Raw genomic sequence first — 20,523 nt, 5'->3', positions numbered from 1 at the left:
ATGTAAATCCCCACACTTGCAATCCTCGACCGATCAAGTTCAGAAAAACAAAGAAACCGGAGGTCACGAACCCTTTCGAGTTTGTTACCTCCGGTGTCGCAGTTTGTACAACTGCTCATGGTGCCCGGGGCGGGACTTGAACCCGCACGTTCTTATCGAACACTGGCACCTGAAGCCAGCGCGTCTGCCAATTCCGCCACCCGGGCAGGGTGTGGATGTCTTAGCGACTTGATAAAGATACCACGAATGCTGCTCAGAACTACAAATCTGCAGGAAAAATAAACTATTTCGGGGAAAGAGAAGCGAAATTTCTGGGAACTTTCGGGTCGCCATCTACGTTTCGAGGTAGTGAACAAACTATACTGATCGCTACTGATCGCTGCATGGTGGAAAGGAGAATGGCTCGTGGCGTTTTTAGAAAAGCTGGCGAAGCTGGACTCCGCCATGCAACGCGGCCTTGATAACGGCATGGCTCTTGTCTTCGGCGGCAAGGTCGTTCCCGCGGAAATTGATGAGCTTTTAAAGCAAGAAGCTCAGGACAATCTCGCGCGCGGCGACGATGACAACCTTTATAGTCCAAACGTGATGACTGTAGGTGTCTCCTCCAAGGATTTGGAGAACTTGTCGCAGGATCGCAATGTGCCGGCCGATTGTGCAGACCAGTTGTCGCGCTTCATTCGCAATAGCGGATGGTCCCTCGCGGGCCCCGTGATTGTGCGTGTGGCAGAAGAATCTGGTTTGCGCACGGGTCAGCTTCGCGTGTCCTCGTTTATTGATCACGAGCCCACGGAAGAGACCGGATTTGAGGCTATTTTCCACGACTTTGATGGTCAGGAGGACCAGATGACCGAGCAGCACGAGAATACGGCTGATGACGCGGTAACTACCGCTTTCATTGCTCCAGATAGTCAACCCGCTCCGCAGCCACAGGGCCCCGCAGTCAACCTGATGCTGCAGGATGGCTCCTCGCGCGTCTATCACGTGCAAGAAGGCTCCAATATTATCGGCCGCAGCAACGACGCCGACCTGCGGCTTCCGGATACGGGCGTATCCCGTCAGCACGCGGAAATCACCTGGAACGGCCAGGATGCGGTTCTGGTGGATTTGCAGTCCACCAACGGCACCACCGTGAATGAAACGCCGATTGATAATTGGCTGCTTGCCGATGGCGACGTGATCACCATGGGCCATTCCCACATCGAGGTCCGCATCACGGGCCTTGATTCGCACAGCTACTAAGTTCAGTTAAGGAAGGGAGGTCGCCATGGATGCAGTCATCATGCTGGCGCTTCGCATCGGCTTGTTGGCTCTGCTCTGGATTTTTATCCTGGTGGCCTTAAACGCCATGCGTCGCGATACCAATAAGTCCGCCGGCGCTATCCGCCAACAGTCAAAGAAGGTGGGGGCACCGCGGCGTCGGGAAGCGATTAAACAGCTGTCCATCGTTGAGGGCCCCTTGCAGGGATCCCATATGGAATTGGGCACACTGGAGGATTGCACGCTGGGCCGAGCTTCTGATTGCGATTTTGTCACGGGCGATGATTATTCTTCCGGCCACCATGCCCGGCTATTCCGCCGCGGTAGCGAATGGGTAGTAGAAGATTTGGAATCTCGCAATGGCACTTTTGTCAATGGCGTGCGCATCGACCAACCCGAGGTAGTCGGCGCGGACTCCGAAATTAAGCTGGGCCGCACTACCGTGAGGTTGAACGCATGACACTGAAGCTGAACTTCTTTGCTAAGTCCGATCGCGGCCTCATTCGCGATAATAACGAGGACTCAGGCTACGCCGGTCCTCACCTTTTGATCTTGGCGGATGGCATGGGTGGCCACGCAGCAGGCGAGGTTGCCTCCGAGCTGATGGTCAACCACCTAGAAATCTTGGACCAAAACCCGGGCCAGCAAGACACCACGGCGCTACTAGAAGCGGCCGCTGACCAGGCCAATGAGGCCATCAGTGACCATGTCAAGGCCCACCCAGAAACCGAAGGCATGGGTACCACGCTGACCACCATGCTCTTCAACGGCACGGATTTCGGCGTCTGCCATGTGGGTGATTCCCGCGGATACCTGCTGCGCGACGGCAAACTCGAGCAGATCACCAAGGATGATACCTACGTGCAATCCCTAGTGGATAAGGGCGAACTGGACCCAGGCGATGTCTCGTCGCACCCGCAGAAGTCCCTCATTCTAAAGGCCTATACGGGCCGCCCGGTCGAAGCAACGCTATTTACTCTCGGCGCCAAGCCCGGCGACCGTATCCTGTTGTGCTCCGATGGGCTTTCGGATCCGGTAACCGCCTCCACTATTGAGACCGCACTGGGGCAAGGCAGCATTGAGCAGGCCGGCTCCACCCTAGTGGATCTAGCCATCCGTTCCGGAGGCCCGGATAATGTCACCGTGGTTATCGGTGAGGTAACTGAGGAAAGCCCCCAGGAGCACGAACCATTCCGCGTCGGCGCCCTCGCGGGCCCGACTGAAGAGCCAACCCATCCGGATTCTTCCGCCTCGCGGGCGGCACAGCTCTCCCGCAAACCTCAGGTGATTCCGCCGGCCGTCATGGCGGATGCCGAGGACGAGCGCCCGGAGCCCACTGAGGACGAAGCGGAGGAGGAAACTTCCGGCCGAAAGACCAGCTGGAAGGTCCTTCTTGCCCTGCTCATCGTCCTCGCACTGGTCATCGGTGCCGGACTGTGGGCAAAGAACTTCTTGTCCAATAATTATTACGTAGCTACCAACGAGGCACAGGAAATCACCATCCAACAGGGTGCTGATTACTCCGTCTTTGGCAAGGAACTACACTCCACGAACCAATACGTGTGCATCAATGACAGCAATTCGCTCCTCTTTTCCGGCGAGCCATGCAAGGGCGACTTTGCACCGCTAAAGGTTACGGACCTACCGGAATCTGAACGCAGCGCCGTCGACCATCTCTCCACTGGTGATCTGGGTGAGGTACAGCAGCAAGTCAATGATTTGGGCGATAAGGCGCTCAAGCCATGTATCACTGCGCCGAGCCAAAAAGATAAGAAGGATGCCAAGAAAAACAAGCCTGGCGTCACCTGCCGGGAGGTGTAGGTTGTGAAAAAGTTTTTTAGCCGAGGGACCGAACTCGGCCTGCTCATCCTAGCCGCCATTGTCTTCGCTATTACCCTGGTCAGCCTGGAGCTTTCCCAAGACAACGCTCTGACCATGGACCTGGTTTATCTCATTGGCGGTTTCATTGGCGTCTTTACCGTCGCCCATCTGGTGATGTGCTTCTTAGCGCCTTATGCCGATCAGATCATGCTGCCCATCGTGGCGATCCTCAATGGCATCGGGCTCATCATGTTGGCCCGCCTGGATCTGGTCAATGAAAGCGGGCTCGCGGTGCGTCAGGTCATGTGGACCATCGTCGGACTCGTACTCTTCGTGCTGGTCTTGGCCATTTTGAAGGATCACAGGTCGCTGACGCGCTACTCCTATATCTTGGGTGCCGCAGGCCTTGTCCTGCTGGCCCTGCCGCTGGTATGGCCGCAGCCTGCGGACGTGGAGGCACGCATCTGGATAAACTTGGGTCCCTTTTCAATCCAGCCCGGCGAGTTCTCCAAGATCTTGCTGATCTTGTTCTTTGCCATGCTGCTGACGCAGAAGCGCTCCCTGTTTACCGTGGCGGGATACCGAGTACTGGGTATCTCCCTGCCGCGCTTGCGCGACCTCGCACCCATCCTGATCATTTGGGCCGTCGCGATCGTCATCATGGGTATCTCCAATGACTTCGGCCCAGCGCTGCTGCTGTTTAGCACCGTCCTTGGCATGCTGTTTATGGCCACGGGCCGGGTGAGCTGGCTGCTTATCGGCGTTGTCCTCGTCGGTGTAGGTGGTTTCGGTATTTATCAGATCTCCGCGAAAATCCAGCAACGCTTTTCTAACTTCTTAGACCCGCTGGGCAATTATGACGTCACGGGTTTCCAGCTCTCCCAGTCGCTATTCGGCTTGTCTTCCGGCGGCATCTCTGGCAGCGGCTTGGGCGAGGGGCATCCAGAACTCGTTCCGGTGGCCCACTCGGATTACATCCTTGCCGCAATAGGTGAGGAGTTCGGCCTCATTGGCCTTGCCGGCGTACTGGTGCTTTTCGGTATGCTGGCCATCCGCGGCTTTGGCACTGCGCTGCGCACCCGCGATACCTATGGCAAGCTGGTGGCTTCCGGTCTTTCTCTTACCTTGGCAGTCCAGGTCTTTGTGGTCACCGGCGGCATTTCCGCCCTGCTGCCGATGACCGGTTTGACCACGCCGTTCATGTCTGCCGGTGGTTCCTCTCTCATGGCTAACTATGTGTTATTGGCGATCTTGCTGCGGATCTCTAACGCGGCTCGTCGCCCCATGCAGGAGACCTCGAGCAATGCGCCGAGCGATACCTCCATGTTCCCGTCGGTCCAGGAGGCTCACCGATGAATAGATCCATCCGTCTAGTGTCCTTATTCGCCATCATTTTGACGGCCATCTTGCTGGTCAACTTGACGGTGATTCAGGCTTTTTCTGAAGATAAATACGCCCATAATCCGCGGAATATGCGCGGCTTCATGGAAATGCAGACCACCCCGCGCGGACAGATCTTCGCGGGCAATACCGTATTGGCACAGTCGACGCAGAATCCAGACGAGACCTACTCGCGCTCCTACCCCATTGATTCACCGGCCTTTGGCAACTTGACCGGCTACTTGTCGAGCCAATTTGGTGCCTCGGAACTAGAGTCCTCCCAAAATGACATCCTCAATGGCACCGATGATTCATTGATGAAGCAAAACTGGCTCGATGCTCTGGCCGATAAGCCGAAGCAGGGCGCAAATGTAGAGGTCACCATTGATCCTGCACTCCAGCAGGCTGCCTATGATCAGCTTGTGGGCCCGGGTTACGAGGGGTCTGCGGTTGCCATTCAGCCTTCCACCGGCAAGATTCTGGCTATGGCCTCCAACCCCGGCTACAACCCGAATGATCTGATGGGCGATTCCGCTGAAGATGTTTGGGCCAACCTGCAAGAGCAGGAGGGGCAGCCGCTGGTCAACCACGCCGGTGCAGAAACGCTGCCTCCCGGTTCCATTTTCAAGATCATTACCACCGCGGCCGGTCTGAACAACGGTTTTAATCCTTCCTCCACCTTGACCGGTTCCAATGTCATTACCTTGCCAGACACGGTGACGGAGCTGACTAACTATGCCAACCAAAAGTGCAACGGCCAGGATGCGGTAACCCTGCAGACCGCCTTTGCGCTGTCGTGCAATACCGCTTTTGTGGAGATGTCGGAGCAGCTCGGCGCAGATGAGTTGCGCAAATATGCCAAGGCCTTTGGCGTGGGAGAAAACTATGACTTGGGCGTCTCCACCTCCGCCGGTACCTTGGGCGATTTGCCGGATGGGGCGGCCACGGCGCAGTCCGCCATTGGTCAGCGCGATGTCACCATGACCGCGCTGCAAGCCGCTGTTATGGCGGGCACCGTGGCCAATAAGGGCACCCGCATGCAGCCTTACCTGGTCAATCGCATTACCGACTCCCAGATGAAGGACATCCGCACCACCAAACCAAAGAAGGCGGACCAGGCGGTTAACGAGGAAACTGCGGCTACGCTTACTGATTTGATGTATGCCTCGGAGCGTTCCTCCGCTGGATATGATGGCAATGGCTTTGCTTCCAAGACCGGTACCGCTGAGCATGGCGAGGGCCTAGCCCCGCACGTGTGGTACGTTGCCTTCGATCCGGAGCGGGATATCGCAGTGGGCGTCGTGGTAAAAAATGGTGGTAACTTAGGTGAGTCCGCGACGGGCGGCAAGGTTTCCGGCCCAATTGGCCGCGCTATCCTGCGCGCATACCAGGGGGAGCAGTAATGAATAGCGCCGAGAATAAGGAACATCTCCAGGCACTGATTGGCAGCGACTACGAGCTGCAGTGGGTAATCGGCCACGGCGGAATGTCCACCGTGTGGTTGGCCGATGACACCCGCAATGATCGGGAGGTCGCACTCAAGGTTCTACGCCCGGAATTTTCCGATAACCAAGAGTTCCTCTCGCGTTTCCGCAACGAGGCGAAATCGGCCGAATCTATTCAGTCCGAGAACGTGGTAGCCACCTATGATTACCGCGAATTGGAAGACAACGGCCGCAAATTCTGTTTCATGGCCTTGGAATACGTCCGTGGCGAATCCCTTGCAGACCTGCTGGCGCGCGAAAATACGCTGCAGGAGGAGCTGGCTCTCGACGTCCTCGAGCAGGCTGCGCATGGCCTGTCCATCATCCACCGCATGGAGCTCGTGCACCGCGATATTAAGCCCGGCAACTTGCTCATTACGCAAAATGGCCAGGTCAAGATCACGGACTTTGGCATTGCCAAGGCAGCCGCAGCCGTGCCGCTGACTCGCACCGGCATGGTGGTAGGCACCGCACAGTATGTGTCTCCCGAGCAAGCACAGGGAAAGGATGTGACGCCGGCTTCCGACGTCTATTCACTCGGCGTCGTTGGCTATGAAATGCTCGCCGGCAAGCGTCCCTTTACCGGAGATTCCTCCGTGTCCATCGCCCTGGCGCATATCAATCAGGAGCCGGATCCGCTATCGACAAATATCAGCGCCCCGGCGCGCGAGCTCATTCGCATTGCGTTGCGCAAGGATCCGGCCACCCGCTACGCCGATGGCAACGAGTTCACTCTAGCCATCTCCGCAGTCCGCTTGGGCAAGCGCCCGCCACAGCCCAAGTCCGCACCGCTAGCGCAGCGCGCACCAGAACCATCGCCGTCCGCCTCGACGGAGATGTTGGGCAACGTTGCCCAACCCACCACGATCCATCCGGCAGCGGGAACCGCTCCAGTTAAGGAATCGAAGGGTGGCTCCTCCTTTCTGAAGGGCCTGGGCATCACCTTGCTCCTCGCGGCCTTGGCCGGCGGTGGTTACCTCGCCTACCAGCAGCTAAGCGATAGCGAGGGAACGAGCGCACCCTCCAGCACGCCGGAAACCTCGGTGGTTACGGAGTACCGCGATCCCACCACCACCCACCAAGACACCCCGGACGAAGATACGGTAGAGGCCCCAGCACCGGTGACGGTGACAGAGACCGAGCCGCAGGAGACGGAGCAAGAAGAGACTCCGCGTACTACTCACCGTGAGACACCCACGCGCCACTCGCCCACCCATCAACAGCAGTCCCCGGCCCTACCGACGCAACAGAATCCGCAGGATACGCACGTTGAAAACACACCTGAGCTGGATACTCCAGTAAACTCGCAGGCTAATGAGCTCCCCGGAGACTTGGCTGATTTACTGACACAGGAGGGTGACTAAGCGATGGTCAATGACCGCTATCGGAGAGGCGAGATCATCGGCGCCGGCGGCATGTCTGAGGTCTATGCTGCCGAAGACACTGTCCTAGGCCGCCAGGTTGCGGTAAAGATGCTCCGCCCGGAAATGGCGCGCGACGTCAATTTCCGGGAGCGTTTTTACCGCGAGGCCCAGAACTCGGGCAAGTTGAATCACCCCAATATCGTGGCGGTTTATGACACCGGGGAAACCGAGCTGGATGGCATGACCATCCCGTATATCGTCATGGAGCGGGTCAATGGACGCACCCTGCGCGATATCATTCGCGAGGATGGAGCACTATCCGCCCAGGAAGCGGCGGATATCCTCAAACCGGTAGCGGATGCACTGCAAGCCTCGCACGAAGCCGGCATTATCCACCGCGATATCAAGCCGGCAAATATTATGCTCACCAACACCGGCCAGGTGAAGGTGATGGACTTCGGCATCGCTCGCGCCTTGGATGATTCCACCTCGGCGATGACGCAAACCTCCGCCGTTATCGGCACCGCCCAATATCTTTCTCCCGAGCAAGCCCGCGGTAAGAATGCGGATGCCCGTTCGGACGTCTATGCACTGGGCTGCGTGCTCTACGAGGCCCTTACCGGTCAGACCCCATTTGAGGGCGAAACCCCGTTTGCGGTTGCTTATCAGCACGTACAGGAAGAGCCGACACCACCGTCGGAGCTCATCGCGGATCCTTCACTAACCCCCACCCAGCGCGTCAACATTGATGCGGTGGTGCTTACCGCAATGGCGAAGCACCCTGCGGATCGTTATCAATCCGCCTGGGAGATGGCCGGCGATTTGGAACGCCTGCGCAATGGACAGGTCACCGCGGCAGCGCGCATGCATGTTAATGAGGACGAGGTCGAGCAGCCTACCGAGATGGTGGGTGCCGCTGCGGCCTCCGCGGCAGCGCACCGCGCACCGATTCAATCCACCCGCCCCTCCGAAGAGGATGAGAAGCAGGGCGGCGGCTGGATGAAGTGGTTGGCTGCCTTCTTGGCCGCCCTCTTGGTAGCTATCGTGGGCTACTTCGCATGGGACTTCTTCTCCAATGACAAGAAGGATCCCGAAAAGCCACGCCAGACCCAATCTGCCCCGCACGACAAGATCATCGTGCCAGAGGTGGAAAACCGCCCACGCAATGAGGTGGTTAAGGAACTCGAAGACATGGGCCTGCAGGTTACCGTCAACGAGGAAGCCAACCCGGATATCCCTCGCAATAATGTCATCCGCATCAACCCCGCCCCGGGTTCCGAGCTGCAAAAGAATGCCTCGGTAACGTTGACTGTGTCCTCCGGTAAGGAAATTACTGATGTCCCGGACATCACCGGCATGACCTTGGACGAGGCCTCCCAGGCCCTCGAAGAGGCCGGCTTGGCACTCAACTCCGACGTTTCGGAGGAAAACGATGAAGCACCAGCCGGCCAAATCATCAAGCAGGATCCTGCCGGCGGCACCCAACTATCCAAGGGATCGAAGGTACGGGTGACGGTGTCTAAGGGCGTCGAAAAGAAGCGCGTACCCGATGTTTCCGGCATGAATGTAGAAGATGCCCAAAGCCGCCTCGAATCCAATGACTTTGATGTAGACGTGCGCGAGGTCGATTCTTTGGAGCCGAAGGGCACGGTGCTGAGCGTATCCAATGAGGGCGCGGAGCTGGAAAAGGGCAAGCCGGTCACCGTTGAGGTCTCCAATGGCATGCTCTTTAAGGCTCCTGACCTGGTAAGACAGAGTCAGAAGCAGGCCGAAGATGAACTCCGCGCGGCTGGCTGGACTGGCCAGCTAGTGCCGGGTGAGCCCGTGCCTACCGGCGCACTGGTGGATAGCAATAAGATTGGCTGGGCCTCTGTGAATCCAGGCGATACCATGCGTAAGGATCAAAACATTGAGGTTCGCCTGTGGAATTTCGACCCCGCTGCACTTCTGCCGCAGCCATAGCTGCTGGTATCCTAAGGTCTCAGTACGAACTTAGATAAGAACTTAAATCTAGAAAAGGTATCTTATGCCGAAGTCAAAGATTTCTCAGAGCTCCTCCGTCCCTACCTCGAGCTCTGCTACCAACCGCACCCCCGTCAAGATCAATTCGGAGGGCACCCCGAAGTGGTACGTAGCCATCATGCTGGGCCTGATGGTCATCGGCTTGCTGTGGCTCGTGGTCAATTACCTCGCTGGCCAGGACATCCCATTCATGGCGGACCTCGGCGCTTGGAATTATGGCATCGGTTTTGGCTTGGCCATCATCGGCCTGCTGATGACCATGGGGTGGCGCTAAGCTAGACCTCCCAGCCTGTTCCCTCGCTCCCTGCTTCCTGTAGGTGGCGAGGGTTTTTCATATCTAGGAGCCACATGTCTCGCCACATTCTTGCTGCTGGCCTCATCATTTCGGTGGCCTACGCGGCCGTGCACATCGCGTTTGCCGACCCCACCCTACTCACCGGCGCCGCTCCCCTCCGCCTTTCCGTGCGCAACTACCTAGGCAATGTCCTGGGCTCGGGCATGGTGTGGGGAATCTTTAGCTACCTCATAGGCAAGAATTATTCGGGCCGGTGGCTCAAGGCACTCCTGGCCGGTACGGGAATTATCGTTTTGATGCTGGCCGTGCACTACGCCTTGCTCGTGGTCTTCGGTGTGTACAACTGGCGGGAGGCATTTGAGTACAACGCCCAGTGGTTTATCCTGGCGCTCATCTCTGGACCGGTATTGGGGCTGGCCGGCGCGGCCTCGGCCCAGTTCCGGTGGTTCGACTATCTCGCCGTCCTGGGCTTCCTCCTCGAGCCTGTCATAGCAGGGCTCGTCCCAGGCAGTTCCTACTTGCCCCGCACCACGACCATCCCTGAGTACTTCGCCGCTGCGACTCTCTGGCTCATCGGTGCGGGCCTCTTGTTCTGGCGGGGGCGAGCACGATTCAAAGCACAGCAGGATTAACCGGCAAGTGCGACCAAAAATACCACCGAATTGTTTACACAGTGAATGAGAAACGGCGCAGTGAGGGATCTAAACCACAGTCGTGCCACAACAAGTGATGTGCCAGCAAAGAAGAGGTAGACCACGACCATGGGGATGCCGTGCATTACTGCAAAAATGGCCACTGTTGCGGAAGCAGCTGTGGCGGTAGGCATCTTTCCTTGCAACCAATCAAAAAGGATTCGTCGGAAGGCAACTTCTTCGATTAGGGGAATGACCACTGCACCGCACACGGCCGCGAGCACAGAAGCAACAGGACTGATGCCTATACCATCAGCAATACTTGAAGATTTTTGCTCAGTACCAAAAAGCCATCCAATCACTCCCGTAGCCGCGCCACCGCCCAGCAGGGTAAGCGGTATCCACCACAGGAGGTGCCAAAGCGAATGTGTACAGGGGAGAAATCCGAGTTCGCGGTGGGACCAGCCTAGACGCCGACAGAAACCGTACCATAAAATGCCCAACCCACTAATCGCGCCGCCTAGTGAAACCCCCAGGGCAACCCAGGACCGCTGCCCGCCGGAAAACAGCCCACAGGCGATACCGACAATCGCCGCACCAGCGAACATGGCAGCTACACTTGCTGCCGCCCACGCCATATGCACACCTCGGACCGGAGGATGAAGCTGAGAATTCTTCAATACAGTAATCATACTGTCTAACGTTCCATCCCCCGTCTAATACTTGGGAATGATTTTATTTGCGAGTTCCGTGCTTCCTCGGCGGCCCACCATCCCGGCATACCGTGCACACCAGCACCGGGAGCGGCGGAGCTGGAGGCCATATATACTCCCGGAGCGAGGCGATGCGGATGGGGCGAAAGGCGTGGCCGCAGGAGAGTTTGCAGCCCAGTCATGGATCCGCCGGCAATATCGCCGCCCACCAGGTTGGGATTCCACCGCTCCAGCTCGGCTGGGCTAGTGGCGTGGGTAGCCAGGATGGTATCCCGAAAACCGGGGGCAAAGCGTTCGATCTGCGCAGTAATCAGCTCGGTTACCTCACCCGGATAGCGCTCCGCATAGCCGCGCGGGACGTGCGCATAAGTCCACAGCGTAAGCCCACGGGAAGGGTCGGCCACGTATTGTTGGCAGGCCAATACTAGGGGTCGCTCGGGCATGCGCCGCTTGCCGACGTCCCCCTCTGCCCTACAAATCTCCTCCACCGTGCCTCCCACATGCACGGTGCCGGCCTGGCCCACGCGCGAGTCGGTCCACGGCACGGGCTCGCTGAGGTGGAAATCCACTTTGAAGACGGCGCTGCCATATCGCCAGCGCGTCAGGCTGCGGCTAACACGGCTGGGAAGCTCCAGCCCACGTAGCCCCAGGATCTGCTGCGGGGTCAGGTTCACAATGATCGCCTCGGCTGCGGGCAATTCCCGCAGGTCGCGAACCTCGCAGCCGGTGTGGAGGCGGGCATGATGGGAACGGAGGAGGTTTAAGAGGGCGTCGATAAGAGCGCCGGTGCCGCCCTCCACTACGGGCCAGCCGCGGGTCATGCCTAACCCGCCAAAGAGCAAGCCGAATGCGGAGGTAAATGGCCTCGTAGGCGAGGTAATCGCGTGGACCGCGCTGCCCGCGAAGAGGGCGCGGGCCTGTGGCGTAGCCAAGACCGCTCGGCCGAGCTGACTGGCGGGCACGATGCCGGCCGCGCCGAACTGTGCCAAGCGCACGGGGCGATCGGGCCAGCGTACCAGCGGCGTTAGTGCATTCCCCACATGCTCATCAATGTGCCGGACAATGTGTCCGTGCAACCGCGTCCACGCGCGGGCATCGGCTCCCAACTCCGCGGCCGTATCCGCCAAGGAACCCTGCAAGATCCCGGCCGGGGCTCCCTCTAGCGGATGGGCCATGGGATAGGGGGCGTTAAGCCACCGCAAACCATGGGATTCCAGATCGAGGGCGCGGAACGCCGGACTCGCCACGCCAAAAGGGTGCCCGGCCGCTCCGAGATCCACAATCGTGCCCGGAAAAGTCTCCGCCGAGGAGGCTGCCGCACCACCGGCCCAGTCGGCCCGTTCGTAGATATCCACACTCCAGCCAGCCATGGCCAAACGCGCCGCGGCCGTGAGTCCATTAGGTCCTGCGCCGACGATCACAGCGCGAGGTTGATAATCCACAATGCTCCTTATGCAGGTCAGTACCCAAATTTATCAGTCTTGCTCACACAGTGGGTAGAAAGTTATCCACAGGCTGTGGAGAAAGCCTGTGAAATGTGAATTTCACACAATTATTAACACCCTGTGGATAACTGTTTTCACGAACTTCCACAGGCGGATTTTCTTACTTCCGCACGGTCTAGACCAGCGCGATCAGGGAAAACTCCGGAAAAGCGTTCGGTAAATTACAAAAATGTAGTTATCCACATTGTGGATAAACATTGTGGAATTCTTTCGCACATGCTTTCCGGTGATCAAAATTCACAGTTATCCCCAAAACCCAGCTTGTTGGGCCAAGAGCGCGAGGATTACCGCGGCCACCACAACAACACCGCCCCAGCGAAGAAAGGGGCTTTTTCGATAGAGAAAAAGGCTCAACACGAGGCCTGTGCACAACCCACCCAAGTGTCCCCACAGGGATACGCCATTGGCCAGGAAGGTATAGGCCACGTTCGCCACAACCAAGGCGATGGGCGCGCGGAGATCGAGCCCGCGCTGGCGATAAGCACCTACCAGCATGACCATGAGTGCGAAGAGCGCACCGGAGGCGCCGACGGTGGGGGTATTGAAGTCGAATTTCAAGATCATGGCGGATGCGCCTAGGCAAGAGGTGAAATAAGCGGCAAGATACAACCCGGTGCCAAGCGTCCGCTCCACTTCCCTGCCTATGAGCAAGAGCATGATCATATTCACCGCCAAATGGCCCGCGTCTAGGTGCATGAACTCCGAAGACAGCGCAGTCTGGGGGCGGAAGGGATAATCCGGTCCCCACAGGCCCCAATCCGCTGCGAGCGGGGAATCATAGAAGGTGGCTCCTAGCGTGCGCGCCTGCACCGCGGTAATCAGCCAAGCGATGATGCAGACGGCGGCGATGAGCGCGGTCGCTGGGGTAGCGCGGACATAGTTTCTCACCATGGTCATGAAGTTGTCAGTCCTTTAGGCGGAGGTCTGGCTGTAGATAGCTCGGGAAAACTGCAACGAGCCCGCCGCCGCACGAATAATGCGGTGACGGGCCCGAGGAAAAGGCGATTACGCGATATCGATGGACTCGATAACAACGTCCTCGTGCGGACGGTCCATGCGGTCGGTATCCACCTTGGCGATCTTGGACACAACCTCCTGGGAAGCAGCGTCAGTTACCTCGCCAAAGATGGTGTGGTGGTTGTTCAGGTGCGGGGTCGGCGCCACGGTGATGAAGAACTGGGAACCGTTGGTGCCTGGGCCGGCATTAGCCATGGCCAGCAGGAATGGGCGGTCGAACTGCAGCTCCGGGTGGAATTCATCCTGGAACTGGTATCCCGGGCCACCGCGGCCGGTGCCGGTCGGGTCGCCGCCCTGAATCATGAAGTTATCGATGATGCGGTGGAAGATTGCACCGTCATAGAACGGGCCGGACTGCTCGCCCTTTGCATTCTGGGAGGAGTAGTCCTTCTCGCCCTTGGCCAGGCCGATGAAGTTTTCAACGGTTACCGGTGCATGGTTACCGAAGAGATCGATAACAATGTCACCGTAGTTGGTATGCATCGTTGCAGTTGCGGTCTTCTGAGTCATGCCAGCCATTGTAAAGAATTTAACGCGTGCCTGCCGCGCATGACATAACGCTGTCAGCGATCGCGCTAGCCTGAAGGCATGATTCGCGCGCTTCTTTTTGATCTGGATGACACCTTGCTCGATCACACCCGCGCGGCCCGAGACGCGGTGGATCAGTGGTGCCGCAAGCTCGGCCTGCCCGAGGGCCAGCATGCGCGGTTCGCGGCCATCGAACGAAAGTGGTTTCAAGCCTATGAGCGCGGCGAGGTCTCCCACCACGGCCAGCGCGCGGCGCGCTGCCGCGAATTCCTCGGCCGGAACATGAGCGATGCCGAGGCGCTGGCCGCCTATGACGGCTATCTTTCCGCCTACCGGGAGCAATGGCGCGCCTTTGCCGACGCCCTGCCCACCCTCACCTGGGCCCTCGAATCCGGTTTTCAGGTCGGCATACTCACCAACGGCGAGCGCGAAATGCAGCAGGCGAAGCTGGAGGCTACGGGCCTTGCGCTTGCCGACGTCCTCCTCATCCCCACCGTCGACCTCGGCTGCCCCAAACCACAACGGGAGGCCTACCTCGCTGCTTGCCGCCAGCTCGAAGTGACCCCCGCAAACACGCTCATGGTGGGCGATTCCCTGGCCAACGACGTACAGGGAGCTCGCACAGCGGGTCTGCATGCGCTCCACCTCGACCGTACCGGTAAGGGAGATCTCAGCTCGCTTAGTGCGCTGAGAGAGGTTCTCCCCCAAAGAGCCAGCTGACCACGATGGCGCCCGGATCGATAACGCCCTTGCTGCGATCTCCCAGGTAGGAGGCGCGGCCTTTCTTTGCCGCGAGATCCTCGGTGTCGAGGGCGCCGGCATGGGCGGCGTCGAAAAGCGCCTGCAAGGTCTCCGCGTCCGGATCCTTCGCCCCTAGCTCGCTGGCTTTTTCTGCGGCGGGAATGAGGGCATCGAGCATGGTGCGATCACCGCGCTGGGCGCCGCCGAGCTCGTGGATTAGGTCAGCCGCTGCGTTGAGCCCATCCGCCAGCGACTCCGCCCGAGCCAATTCATTAAAGAGCGTGCCGAATACGGCGCCGGAGGTACCACCGGCGAGGACGAGCAGACGCTTGGCCAGCCCGGTGAAGATCTCGGTATCCGTACCGCGCAGTGGAGTCTCAATGCCACCAAAGGCCGCCTCCATGTTCTGGCCAAAGTCGCCGTCGCCGGCTTTGCGGTCCAGCTCCGTAAGCGCCTCGAAGGAGGCTTGGAGACGCTCCACAAAGGCGGTGAGCCACTGATTCTCTTCGCCCTCGGTAGGAAGTTCATCCTGGAAGGTGATGGTGGCGGGTTCTACCGCCTTCGCGCGGCCCAGGGCATGGGGCCAGGCAGGGGCGGCAGTGGGGGCGTCGATAAGCTCGAGCAGCTCCGCATCTGCCTTGAGCAGAGTAAAGGAAGCACCGTGCATATTGACTGCGGTGACATAGGATCCCACCAACGACCGGGCTACGGTGACGCCTCGCTGGGCCAGCTGCGCGGAGGCCTCACCAAAGAGCAAACTCAGCTCCAGCGGGGTGGTGCCGCCTAAGCCGTTGACCAGGCATACCACTTCATCGCCTTGGCCCAGGTCAAGAGCCGGCACGATTTTATCCAGGACCTGATTCACGATGGCGCTCGCGCTATCTACCTGCTCGGTGTGGGTGCCCGGCTCACCGTGAATGCCCACTCCCACCTCCATCTGGCCGGTTGCAAGATCAAAGGTCTCGCGGCCGGTAGTCGGCATAAAACCGGCACCCAACGCCACGGACATGCTGCGAGAATTATCCGCAGTGCGCTGCCCTAATTCAGCAACCTTATCCACGTCGTCGCCGCGGTAGGCAGCAGCTCCTGCGACCTTTTCCACCAGGATGGTCGCACCCGTACCGCGGCGACCGGGGCCGTCCTCATTGCCATCGGTGGCAATATCATCGGCCACCAGCACCGTGCGGGTGTCTACCGCCTCGGCGGCGTTGCGAGCGACGGTAAAGTTCATGACGTCTCCGGTGTAATTCTTCACCACATGGACTACTCCCCTGCCCTGGTCAGCCCACTGGGTGGCCTCGCTGACCTGGACCGCGTTCGGGGAGGTAAAGAGCAACCCCGGGCAGGCCGCTGCGAGCATGCCCTGGCCGACAAACCCGGCATGCATCGGTTCGTGACCGGAACCGCCACCGGAAATCACCGCCACTGCCGGATCACCGTCCGCGGTGCGCAGCGGCGTGGAGCGGCCAATGAAGCCAACGTCGTGCCAGCGAGCATCGGGGTGGTTGGCGATGAGCCCAGCGAGGGCGTCGGAGAGAAAAGTGTCTTGACTATTACGGAATGCGGAGTGGTTCATACTCCCAGGCTAGTGATGTTTCTTACCCGGAAGCTAGGAGGAGAAAAGAAACATATCGGTTCCATTCGGACACCCAGTGGATTCGCAGCTACTTTGCAGTTTGCGGAGGATACTAAAAGAACCACTAAGAAAGGATCCGCACATGGATTTCTTGTCCTCCCTCCACAACCTTATGGACGCAGGTTCCCTGCTCCAAAGCTTTGGACCTTATATTCTGCTCGGCGTCGCCGTGGTCATCTTCATCGAGTCCGGCGTGCTTTTCCCGTTCCTGCCGGGTGATTCTTTGCTCGTTACCGCGGCCATCCTGCGCCACGAACTCGACATCAACGCCTGGCTGCTCTTTGTCGTGGCCGCGGTGGCCGCCTTTGCCGGCGACCAGGTGGGCTTCTACTTGGGCCGCCGCTTTGGCCGCAAGCTTTTCAAGGACGATGCCCGCGTTCTGCGCACCGAACACCTCGATAGCGCGGAAGACTTCTTCCAGCGCCACGGCCCGGTGGCCCTTGTATTGGGCCGATTCGTACCAATCGTGCGCACTTTCGTCCCCTTCGCCGCCGGCACCGCGGAAATGGGCTACTCCTCCTTCTTGCGCTGGAATATCCTCGGTGGCATCGGCTGGGTAGGCTCCATGCTGCTGGTCGGCGTACTTCTGGGCGGTATCCCGGGCATTGCTCACTCCATCGACATCATCATGCTGATTGTGGTGGCAATTTCCGTGCTGCCGATGATCATCGGGTGGATCAACAAGCGCCGCAAGGCAAAGCGCGAAATCCCGGCCAGTTAAGGGCTAGTTGCCCATTTCCCAGCCGGGATTCTATGAGGTTAAGAGGACTTAGAGGGAATCACGTACCTCATCGCGAGCCAGCACCATATTGCGCAAGGAGGCCTCGGTCTCCTCGTAGCCGCGAGTCTTAAGGCCGCAGTCTGGATTAACCCACAGGCGCTCGACCGGCACGTGCTTGAGCGCAGCGCGGATGAGCTCGGCCATCTCCGCCACGGAGGGCACGCGTGGGGAGTGGATATCGTAGATGCCCGGGCCAATCTCGGAATGGAAGGTCTCGTCGATGTCTTCGAGCAGTTCCATGCGGGAGCGGGCCGCCTCGATGGAGGTGACATCGGCATCGAGGCCGGCAACGGCATCGATGATTTGGCCGAACTCGGAGTAACACAGGTGGGTGTGGATCTGGGTGGTCGGCTTGGCCTCGAGTGCAACGAGGCGGAAGGAGCGCACGGCCCAATCCAGGTAGGCCTTGCGGTCTTCCTCACGCAAAGGCAGCAGTTCACGCAAGGCGGGTTCATCGATCTGAATGATGTCGATGCCGGCCTCTTCCAAGTCCCGGACCTCATCCGCCAGCGCGACGCCGAGCTGGTCCGCAGAGATGGACTGGTGGACGTCATCACGCACGAAGGACCAGGCCAGGATAGTCACCGGGCCGGTAAGCATGCCCTTGACGTGGTGCTCCGAGAGCGACTGGGCGTACTTGGACCACTCGGTGGTCATCGCAGCCGGGCGGGAGATGTCGCCTACGACTATTGGCGGGCGGGTGCAGCGGGAGCCATAAGACTGGACCCAGCCGTTTTCGGTGGTTACGAAACCATCGAGCAGCTCGGCAAAGTACTGGACCATATCATTGCGCTCTGGCTCGCCGTGTACAAGTACATCGAGGCCGAGGCGCTCTTGCAGCTCGATGACGGACTTGACCTCATCCTTGAGGGCGGCGTTGTAATCGGCGTCGGAAAGCTCGCCCTTGCGGTGCGCCGCACGCGCTTGGCGGATTTCCTTGGTCTGTGGGAATGAACCAATGGTGGTAGTCGGCAGCTGCGGCAAGCCGAGTTCCTTTTGCGCCTCGTTGCGCTCGGCAAAGGCAGGCTCGCGCTTGACCTCGCCGGCCGGCAGCTTCTCGATGCGCGCCTTCACCGCCGCGTTGTGGATGCGCTCGGATTCGGCACGGGTGCGCACTGCGCGGTCGCTGATGCTATAAGCCTCTGGTGCCTCCAGCGGACCCTGGGAGAGGGCGACGACTTCCTTGACCTTCTCATTGGCGAAGGAGAACCAGGTGGCGACGTCTGCAGGCAGCTTGGTTTCTGCCTCCACGGTGTGCGGCACGTGCTGCAAGGATACAGAGGTCGATACGGACAGGGAGTCGAGGCTGCTCTCTAGGTCCTCGTACTTGGAGCGCAGGTCACGCAGGTTGGCGGCCCAGACATTGCGGCCGTCGATAAGCCCAGCAACCACGTGCGAGTTCAGCTTCTTCACGCGCTCAAGGTAGCCCTCATCGAGAGCCAAGGTGCCCACGGAAAGGTCCACCTGGACGGCCTCTGGCTTAAGTTCCGCCAAAACCTCAAGGCCCTTGCGCGCAGAGCCATACGGGGTGGTGAGGTAGACCTGCGGGCGGTTGTCTGCACCCAAGATCGCCTCATAGGCGCGCTTGGTGTGGGCGGCAAGCTCCTCATCGGTGGCAACGGTCAGGTCCGCCACTAGGCCAGGCTCAGCTAGCTGTACCCACTTCACGCCGGATTTATCCAGCTCGGCCAGTACCTCCTGATAAGCCTTGACAGCATCATCCAAGCGGTCAAGCGGAGACTTGGTAGCGCCCTCGGCCTGCTTGGACAAGGCCAGCAGGGTAACCGGGCCGACGAGGTATGGGCGCACGGTATGACCTGCTGCGCGGGCTTCTTCCACCAGCTTGATAACGCGCTGTGGGCGCGCCTTAAAGTCCTGGTCATCAGAAATTTCCGGGACAATGTAGTGGTAGTTGGTATCGAACCACTTAGTCATCTCTAGCGGCGCGGTGTCCTTATTGCCGCGGGCCAAGGTGAACTCATCATCCAGGGTCTCGCCGGCTACGACGCCTACGGTCAGTGCGGTCTCGAGCACCTGGTCGTAGTAAGCGACGTCGGCTGGAATGGCATAGTCCTCAGTAAGACCGAGGTCGCGCAGGCGGTTATAGGTATCCACGCGCAGGGAATGAGCGGCAGACTCAAAGGTCTCTGCATCGATGCGGCCGGCCCAGTAGGATTCCAGCGCGCGCTTGAGCTCGCGGTTAGCGCCAACGCGAGGGTAGCCCTCAATCGTCGCCTTGGGGAAATTAGTGTTCGTCATTGTTTACTCCGATTCGAGATAACAGGTCTTGCGTAATGTCGGGATTGTTGTGGGTATAGATATGGAGGCCTTCCGCTCCCCCGGCCACGATGGTGCGGGCCAATTGGGCGCTAAGCTCCATGCCGATTTCGTATTCCTCTTCTGGGGTTTTCGCTGCCGCGAGCCGAGTGCGCACCCTTTCGGGTACGGCAAGCCCGGACAGCTGCCCCATTCGTTCCAACCGGCGCAGGCTGGTCATGGGCATAATCCCCGGAATAAGGGGAATTTTCACCCCGGCCAACTCCGCCCTTTGGGCGAAGCGGAGGAAATCCTCGGCATCAAAAAAGAGTTGGGTGATGGCGAAGTCCGCGCCGAGGCGCTGCTTATTGAGCAGGACGTCGAAGTCCTCGTCCTCGTTCTTGGATTCAGCATGGCCGCTGGGATAGCACGCCACGCTTACTGCGAGTCGGCCGGCAGCAAAGCGGGCCGCTTGGTGGCTCTCCAATTCCCGGATGAGGCGAACCAGTTCATCGGCATGCTGAAGGTAGTGTTCTGGCATGCCCCCTTCGGGGAGGTCACCCCGCAGAGCTAGCAGGCCACGCACTCCGGCATCTACCAAGCGATTAATCCACCCGATGAGCTCGTCGCGCGAGCCGGCCGTGCACGCCAGGTGCGCCAGCGGGCGCATAGCGGTGTTCTGCGAGATTTTCTCAATGAAGGCCGCGGTTCCCTCTAGCCAGCCGGAGCGCTGGGAACTGGTTACCGCGATGTAATCGGGGTGATAGCTTTCCAGGACCTCTAGCAGGCGGTCGATCTTGGCGGCATCGGCATCGTGGCGCGGTGGGATTACCTCGAAGGAAAGGGCGAGGCGCTCAGGTACATGGGATTCCTCTTCGCTTTCATAATCCAAGGGCGCGGAAGCCGAAAGTCGCGGGCTCATAGTCACCTCCTTTGCTGGTCGTCGTCGGTGCGTTGACAAAAACGTACCAAGCTGTTCAGTTTGTGCGGTAGCGATTTTGCAATGGTATTACCATTGCAAGCCCGCAAACTGCGAGGTTGGCGAAAAATTGGCTGAATAATAATCGCACATTCTGAACCAAGCGGTCTAT

The 20,523-nt window shown here is 59.3% G+C and carries 18 protein-coding genes and 1 tRNA gene; 11 read left to right on the top strand and 8 right to left on the bottom strand.

What is annotated here, in order from left to right; genetic code table 11:
* Positions 1-118: 118 nt before the first annotated feature.
* Positions 119-206, bottom strand: a tRNA-Leu gene (locus WMP97_RS06735).
* A gap of 199 nt (positions 207-405) precedes the next feature.
* On the opposite strand from WMP97_RS06735, the gene WMP97_RS06730 reads away from it, so the two are divergent.
* The 9 genes from WMP97_RS06730 to WMP97_RS06690 all read left to right on the top strand — a co-directional run bounded on the left by WMP97_RS06730 (position 406) and on the right by WMP97_RS06690 (position 10,255).
* Positions 406-1,239: a DUF3662 and FHA domain-containing protein gene (locus tag WMP97_RS06730; protein ID WP_200288457.1), complete on the top strand. Its 834-nt coding sequence runs from the start codon at positions 406-408 to the stop codon at positions 1,237-1,239.
* A gap of 25 nt (positions 1,240-1,264) precedes the next feature.
* On the top strand, positions 1,265-1,717 hold the full coding sequence (locus tag WMP97_RS06725; protein WP_005329668.1) for an FHA domain-containing protein FhaB/FipA: 453 nt from the start codon (positions 1,265-1,267) through the stop codon (positions 1,715-1,717).
* On the top strand, positions 1,714-3,078 hold the full coding sequence (locus WMP97_RS06720; protein WP_340440104.1) for a PP2C family protein-serine/threonine phosphatase: 1,365 nt from the start codon (positions 1,714-1,716) through the stop codon (positions 3,076-3,078). The genes WMP97_RS06725 and WMP97_RS06720 overlap by 4 nt, the downstream gene beginning before the upstream one ends.
* 3 nt (positions 3,079-3,081) lie before the next feature.
* Complete coding sequence (locus WMP97_RS06715) at positions 3,082-4,434, top strand: FtsW/RodA/SpoVE family cell cycle protein (protein WP_340440103.1); 1,353 nt, start codon at positions 3,082-3,084, stop codon at positions 4,432-4,434.
* Complete coding sequence (locus WMP97_RS06710; protein ID WP_340440102.1) at positions 4,431-5,861, top strand: penicillin-binding protein 2; 1,431 nt, start codon at positions 4,431-4,433, stop codon at positions 5,859-5,861. The genes WMP97_RS06715 and WMP97_RS06710 overlap by 4 nt, the downstream gene beginning before the upstream one ends.
* A complete protein-coding gene (locus tag WMP97_RS06705) occupies positions 5,861-7,306 on the top strand; it encodes a serine/threonine-protein kinase (protein ID WP_340440101.1) in 1,446 nt (481 codons plus the stop codon). Before WMP97_RS06710 ends, WMP97_RS06705 begins: the two co-directional genes overlap by 1 nt.
* Positions 7,307-7,309: 3 nt before the next feature.
* On the top strand, positions 7,310-9,268 hold the full coding sequence (gene pknB / locus WMP97_RS06700) for a Stk1 family PASTA domain-containing Ser/Thr kinase (protein ID WP_340440100.1): 1,959 nt from the start codon (positions 7,310-7,312) through the stop codon (positions 9,266-9,268).
* Between the two features lie 64 nt (positions 9,269-9,332).
* A complete protein-coding gene (gene crgA, locus WMP97_RS06695; protein WP_005326260.1) occupies positions 9,333-9,602 on the top strand; it encodes a cell division protein CrgA in 270 nt (89 codons plus the stop codon).
* Positions 9,603-9,676: 74 nt separating this feature from the next.
* Positions 9,677-10,255, top strand: coding sequence for a hypothetical protein (locus WMP97_RS06690; protein WP_301732827.1), 579 nt, complete (start codon positions 9,677-9,679; stop codon positions 10,253-10,255).
* Here the strand turns inward: WMP97_RS06690 and WMP97_RS06685 are convergent.
* The 4 genes from WMP97_RS06685 to WMP97_RS06670 form a co-directional block, all read right to left on the bottom strand.
* Positions 10,252-10,947 (bottom strand): CPBP family intramembrane glutamic endopeptidase, encoded by a 696-nt coding sequence (locus WMP97_RS06685; RefSeq protein WP_316330807.1) that lies wholly within the window; start codon positions 10,945-10,947, stop codon positions 10,252-10,254. The two genes, WMP97_RS06690 and WMP97_RS06685, sit on opposite strands and share 4 nt — an antisense overlap.
* 5 nt (positions 10,948-10,952) lie before the next feature.
* Positions 10,953-12,410: a phytoene desaturase family protein gene (locus WMP97_RS06680; protein ID WP_340440099.1), complete on the bottom strand. Its 1,458-nt coding sequence runs from the start codon at positions 12,408-12,410 to the stop codon at positions 10,953-10,955.
* A 306-nt stretch (positions 12,411-12,716) separates the two neighbouring features.
* Positions 12,717-13,370, bottom strand: a complete 654-nt coding sequence (locus tag WMP97_RS06675) for a rhomboid family intramembrane serine protease (protein WP_340440098.1) — start codon at positions 13,368-13,370, stop codon at positions 12,717-12,719.
* A gap of 108 nt (positions 13,371-13,478) precedes the next feature.
* On the bottom strand, positions 13,479-14,009 hold the full coding sequence (locus tag WMP97_RS06670; protein WP_034656094.1) for a peptidylprolyl isomerase: 531 nt from the start codon (positions 14,007-14,009) through the stop codon (positions 13,479-13,481).
* Positions 14,010-14,078: 69 nt separating this feature from the next.
* Between WMP97_RS06670 and WMP97_RS06665 the strand changes: the two genes are divergently transcribed.
* On the top strand, positions 14,079-14,738 hold the full coding sequence (locus tag WMP97_RS06665; protein ID WP_340440097.1) for an HAD family hydrolase: 660 nt from the start codon (positions 14,079-14,081) through the stop codon (positions 14,736-14,738).
* On the opposite strand, the gene WMP97_RS06660 is transcribed toward WMP97_RS06665, so the two are convergent.
* Positions 14,698-16,335 carry a dihydroxyacetone kinase family protein gene (locus tag WMP97_RS06660; protein WP_340440096.1) on the bottom strand — a complete coding sequence of 546 codons (1,638 nt, stop codon included), beginning with the start codon at positions 16,333-16,335 and terminating at the stop codon, positions 14,698-14,700. The two genes, WMP97_RS06665 and WMP97_RS06660, sit on opposite strands and share 41 nt — an antisense overlap.
* Before the next feature lie 142 nt (positions 16,336-16,477).
* Here WMP97_RS06660 and WMP97_RS06655 point away from each other — a divergent pair, with 142 nt between their 5' ends.
* Positions 16,478-17,116 (top strand): DedA family protein, encoded by a 639-nt coding sequence (locus WMP97_RS06655; protein ID WP_248099363.1) that lies wholly within the window; start codon positions 16,478-16,480, stop codon positions 17,114-17,116.
* A 48-nt stretch (positions 17,117-17,164) separates the two neighbouring features.
* On the opposite strand, the gene metE is transcribed toward WMP97_RS06655, so the two are convergent.
* Together metE and WMP97_RS06645 are read right to left on the bottom strand one after the other, a co-directional pair.
* The gene (metE, locus tag WMP97_RS06650; protein ID WP_340440095.1) at positions 17,165-19,435 is read right to left on the bottom strand and encodes a 5-methyltetrahydropteroyltriglutamate--homocysteine S-methyltransferase; all 2,271 of its coding nucleotides are present in this window, start codon (positions 19,433-19,435) and stop codon (positions 17,165-17,167) included.
* Positions 19,422-20,354 carry a methylenetetrahydrofolate reductase gene (locus WMP97_RS06645; protein ID WP_316330811.1) on the bottom strand — a complete coding sequence of 311 codons (933 nt, stop codon included), beginning with the start codon at positions 20,352-20,354 and terminating at the stop codon, positions 19,422-19,424. The genes metE and WMP97_RS06645 overlap by 14 nt, the downstream gene beginning before the upstream one ends.
* Positions 20,355-20,523 lie beyond the last annotated feature (169 nt).

Origin of the sequence: Corynebacterium sp. KPL4072, from assembly GCF_037908395.1 — a bacterium.
Classification (GTDB): domain Bacteria; phylum Actinomycetota; class Actinomycetes; order Mycobacteriales; family Mycobacteriaceae; genus Corynebacterium; species Corynebacterium kefirresidentii.
The sequence above is the reverse complement of the archived record's forward strand: the minus strand, read 5'-3'. Positions and strand labels throughout refer to the sequence as shown.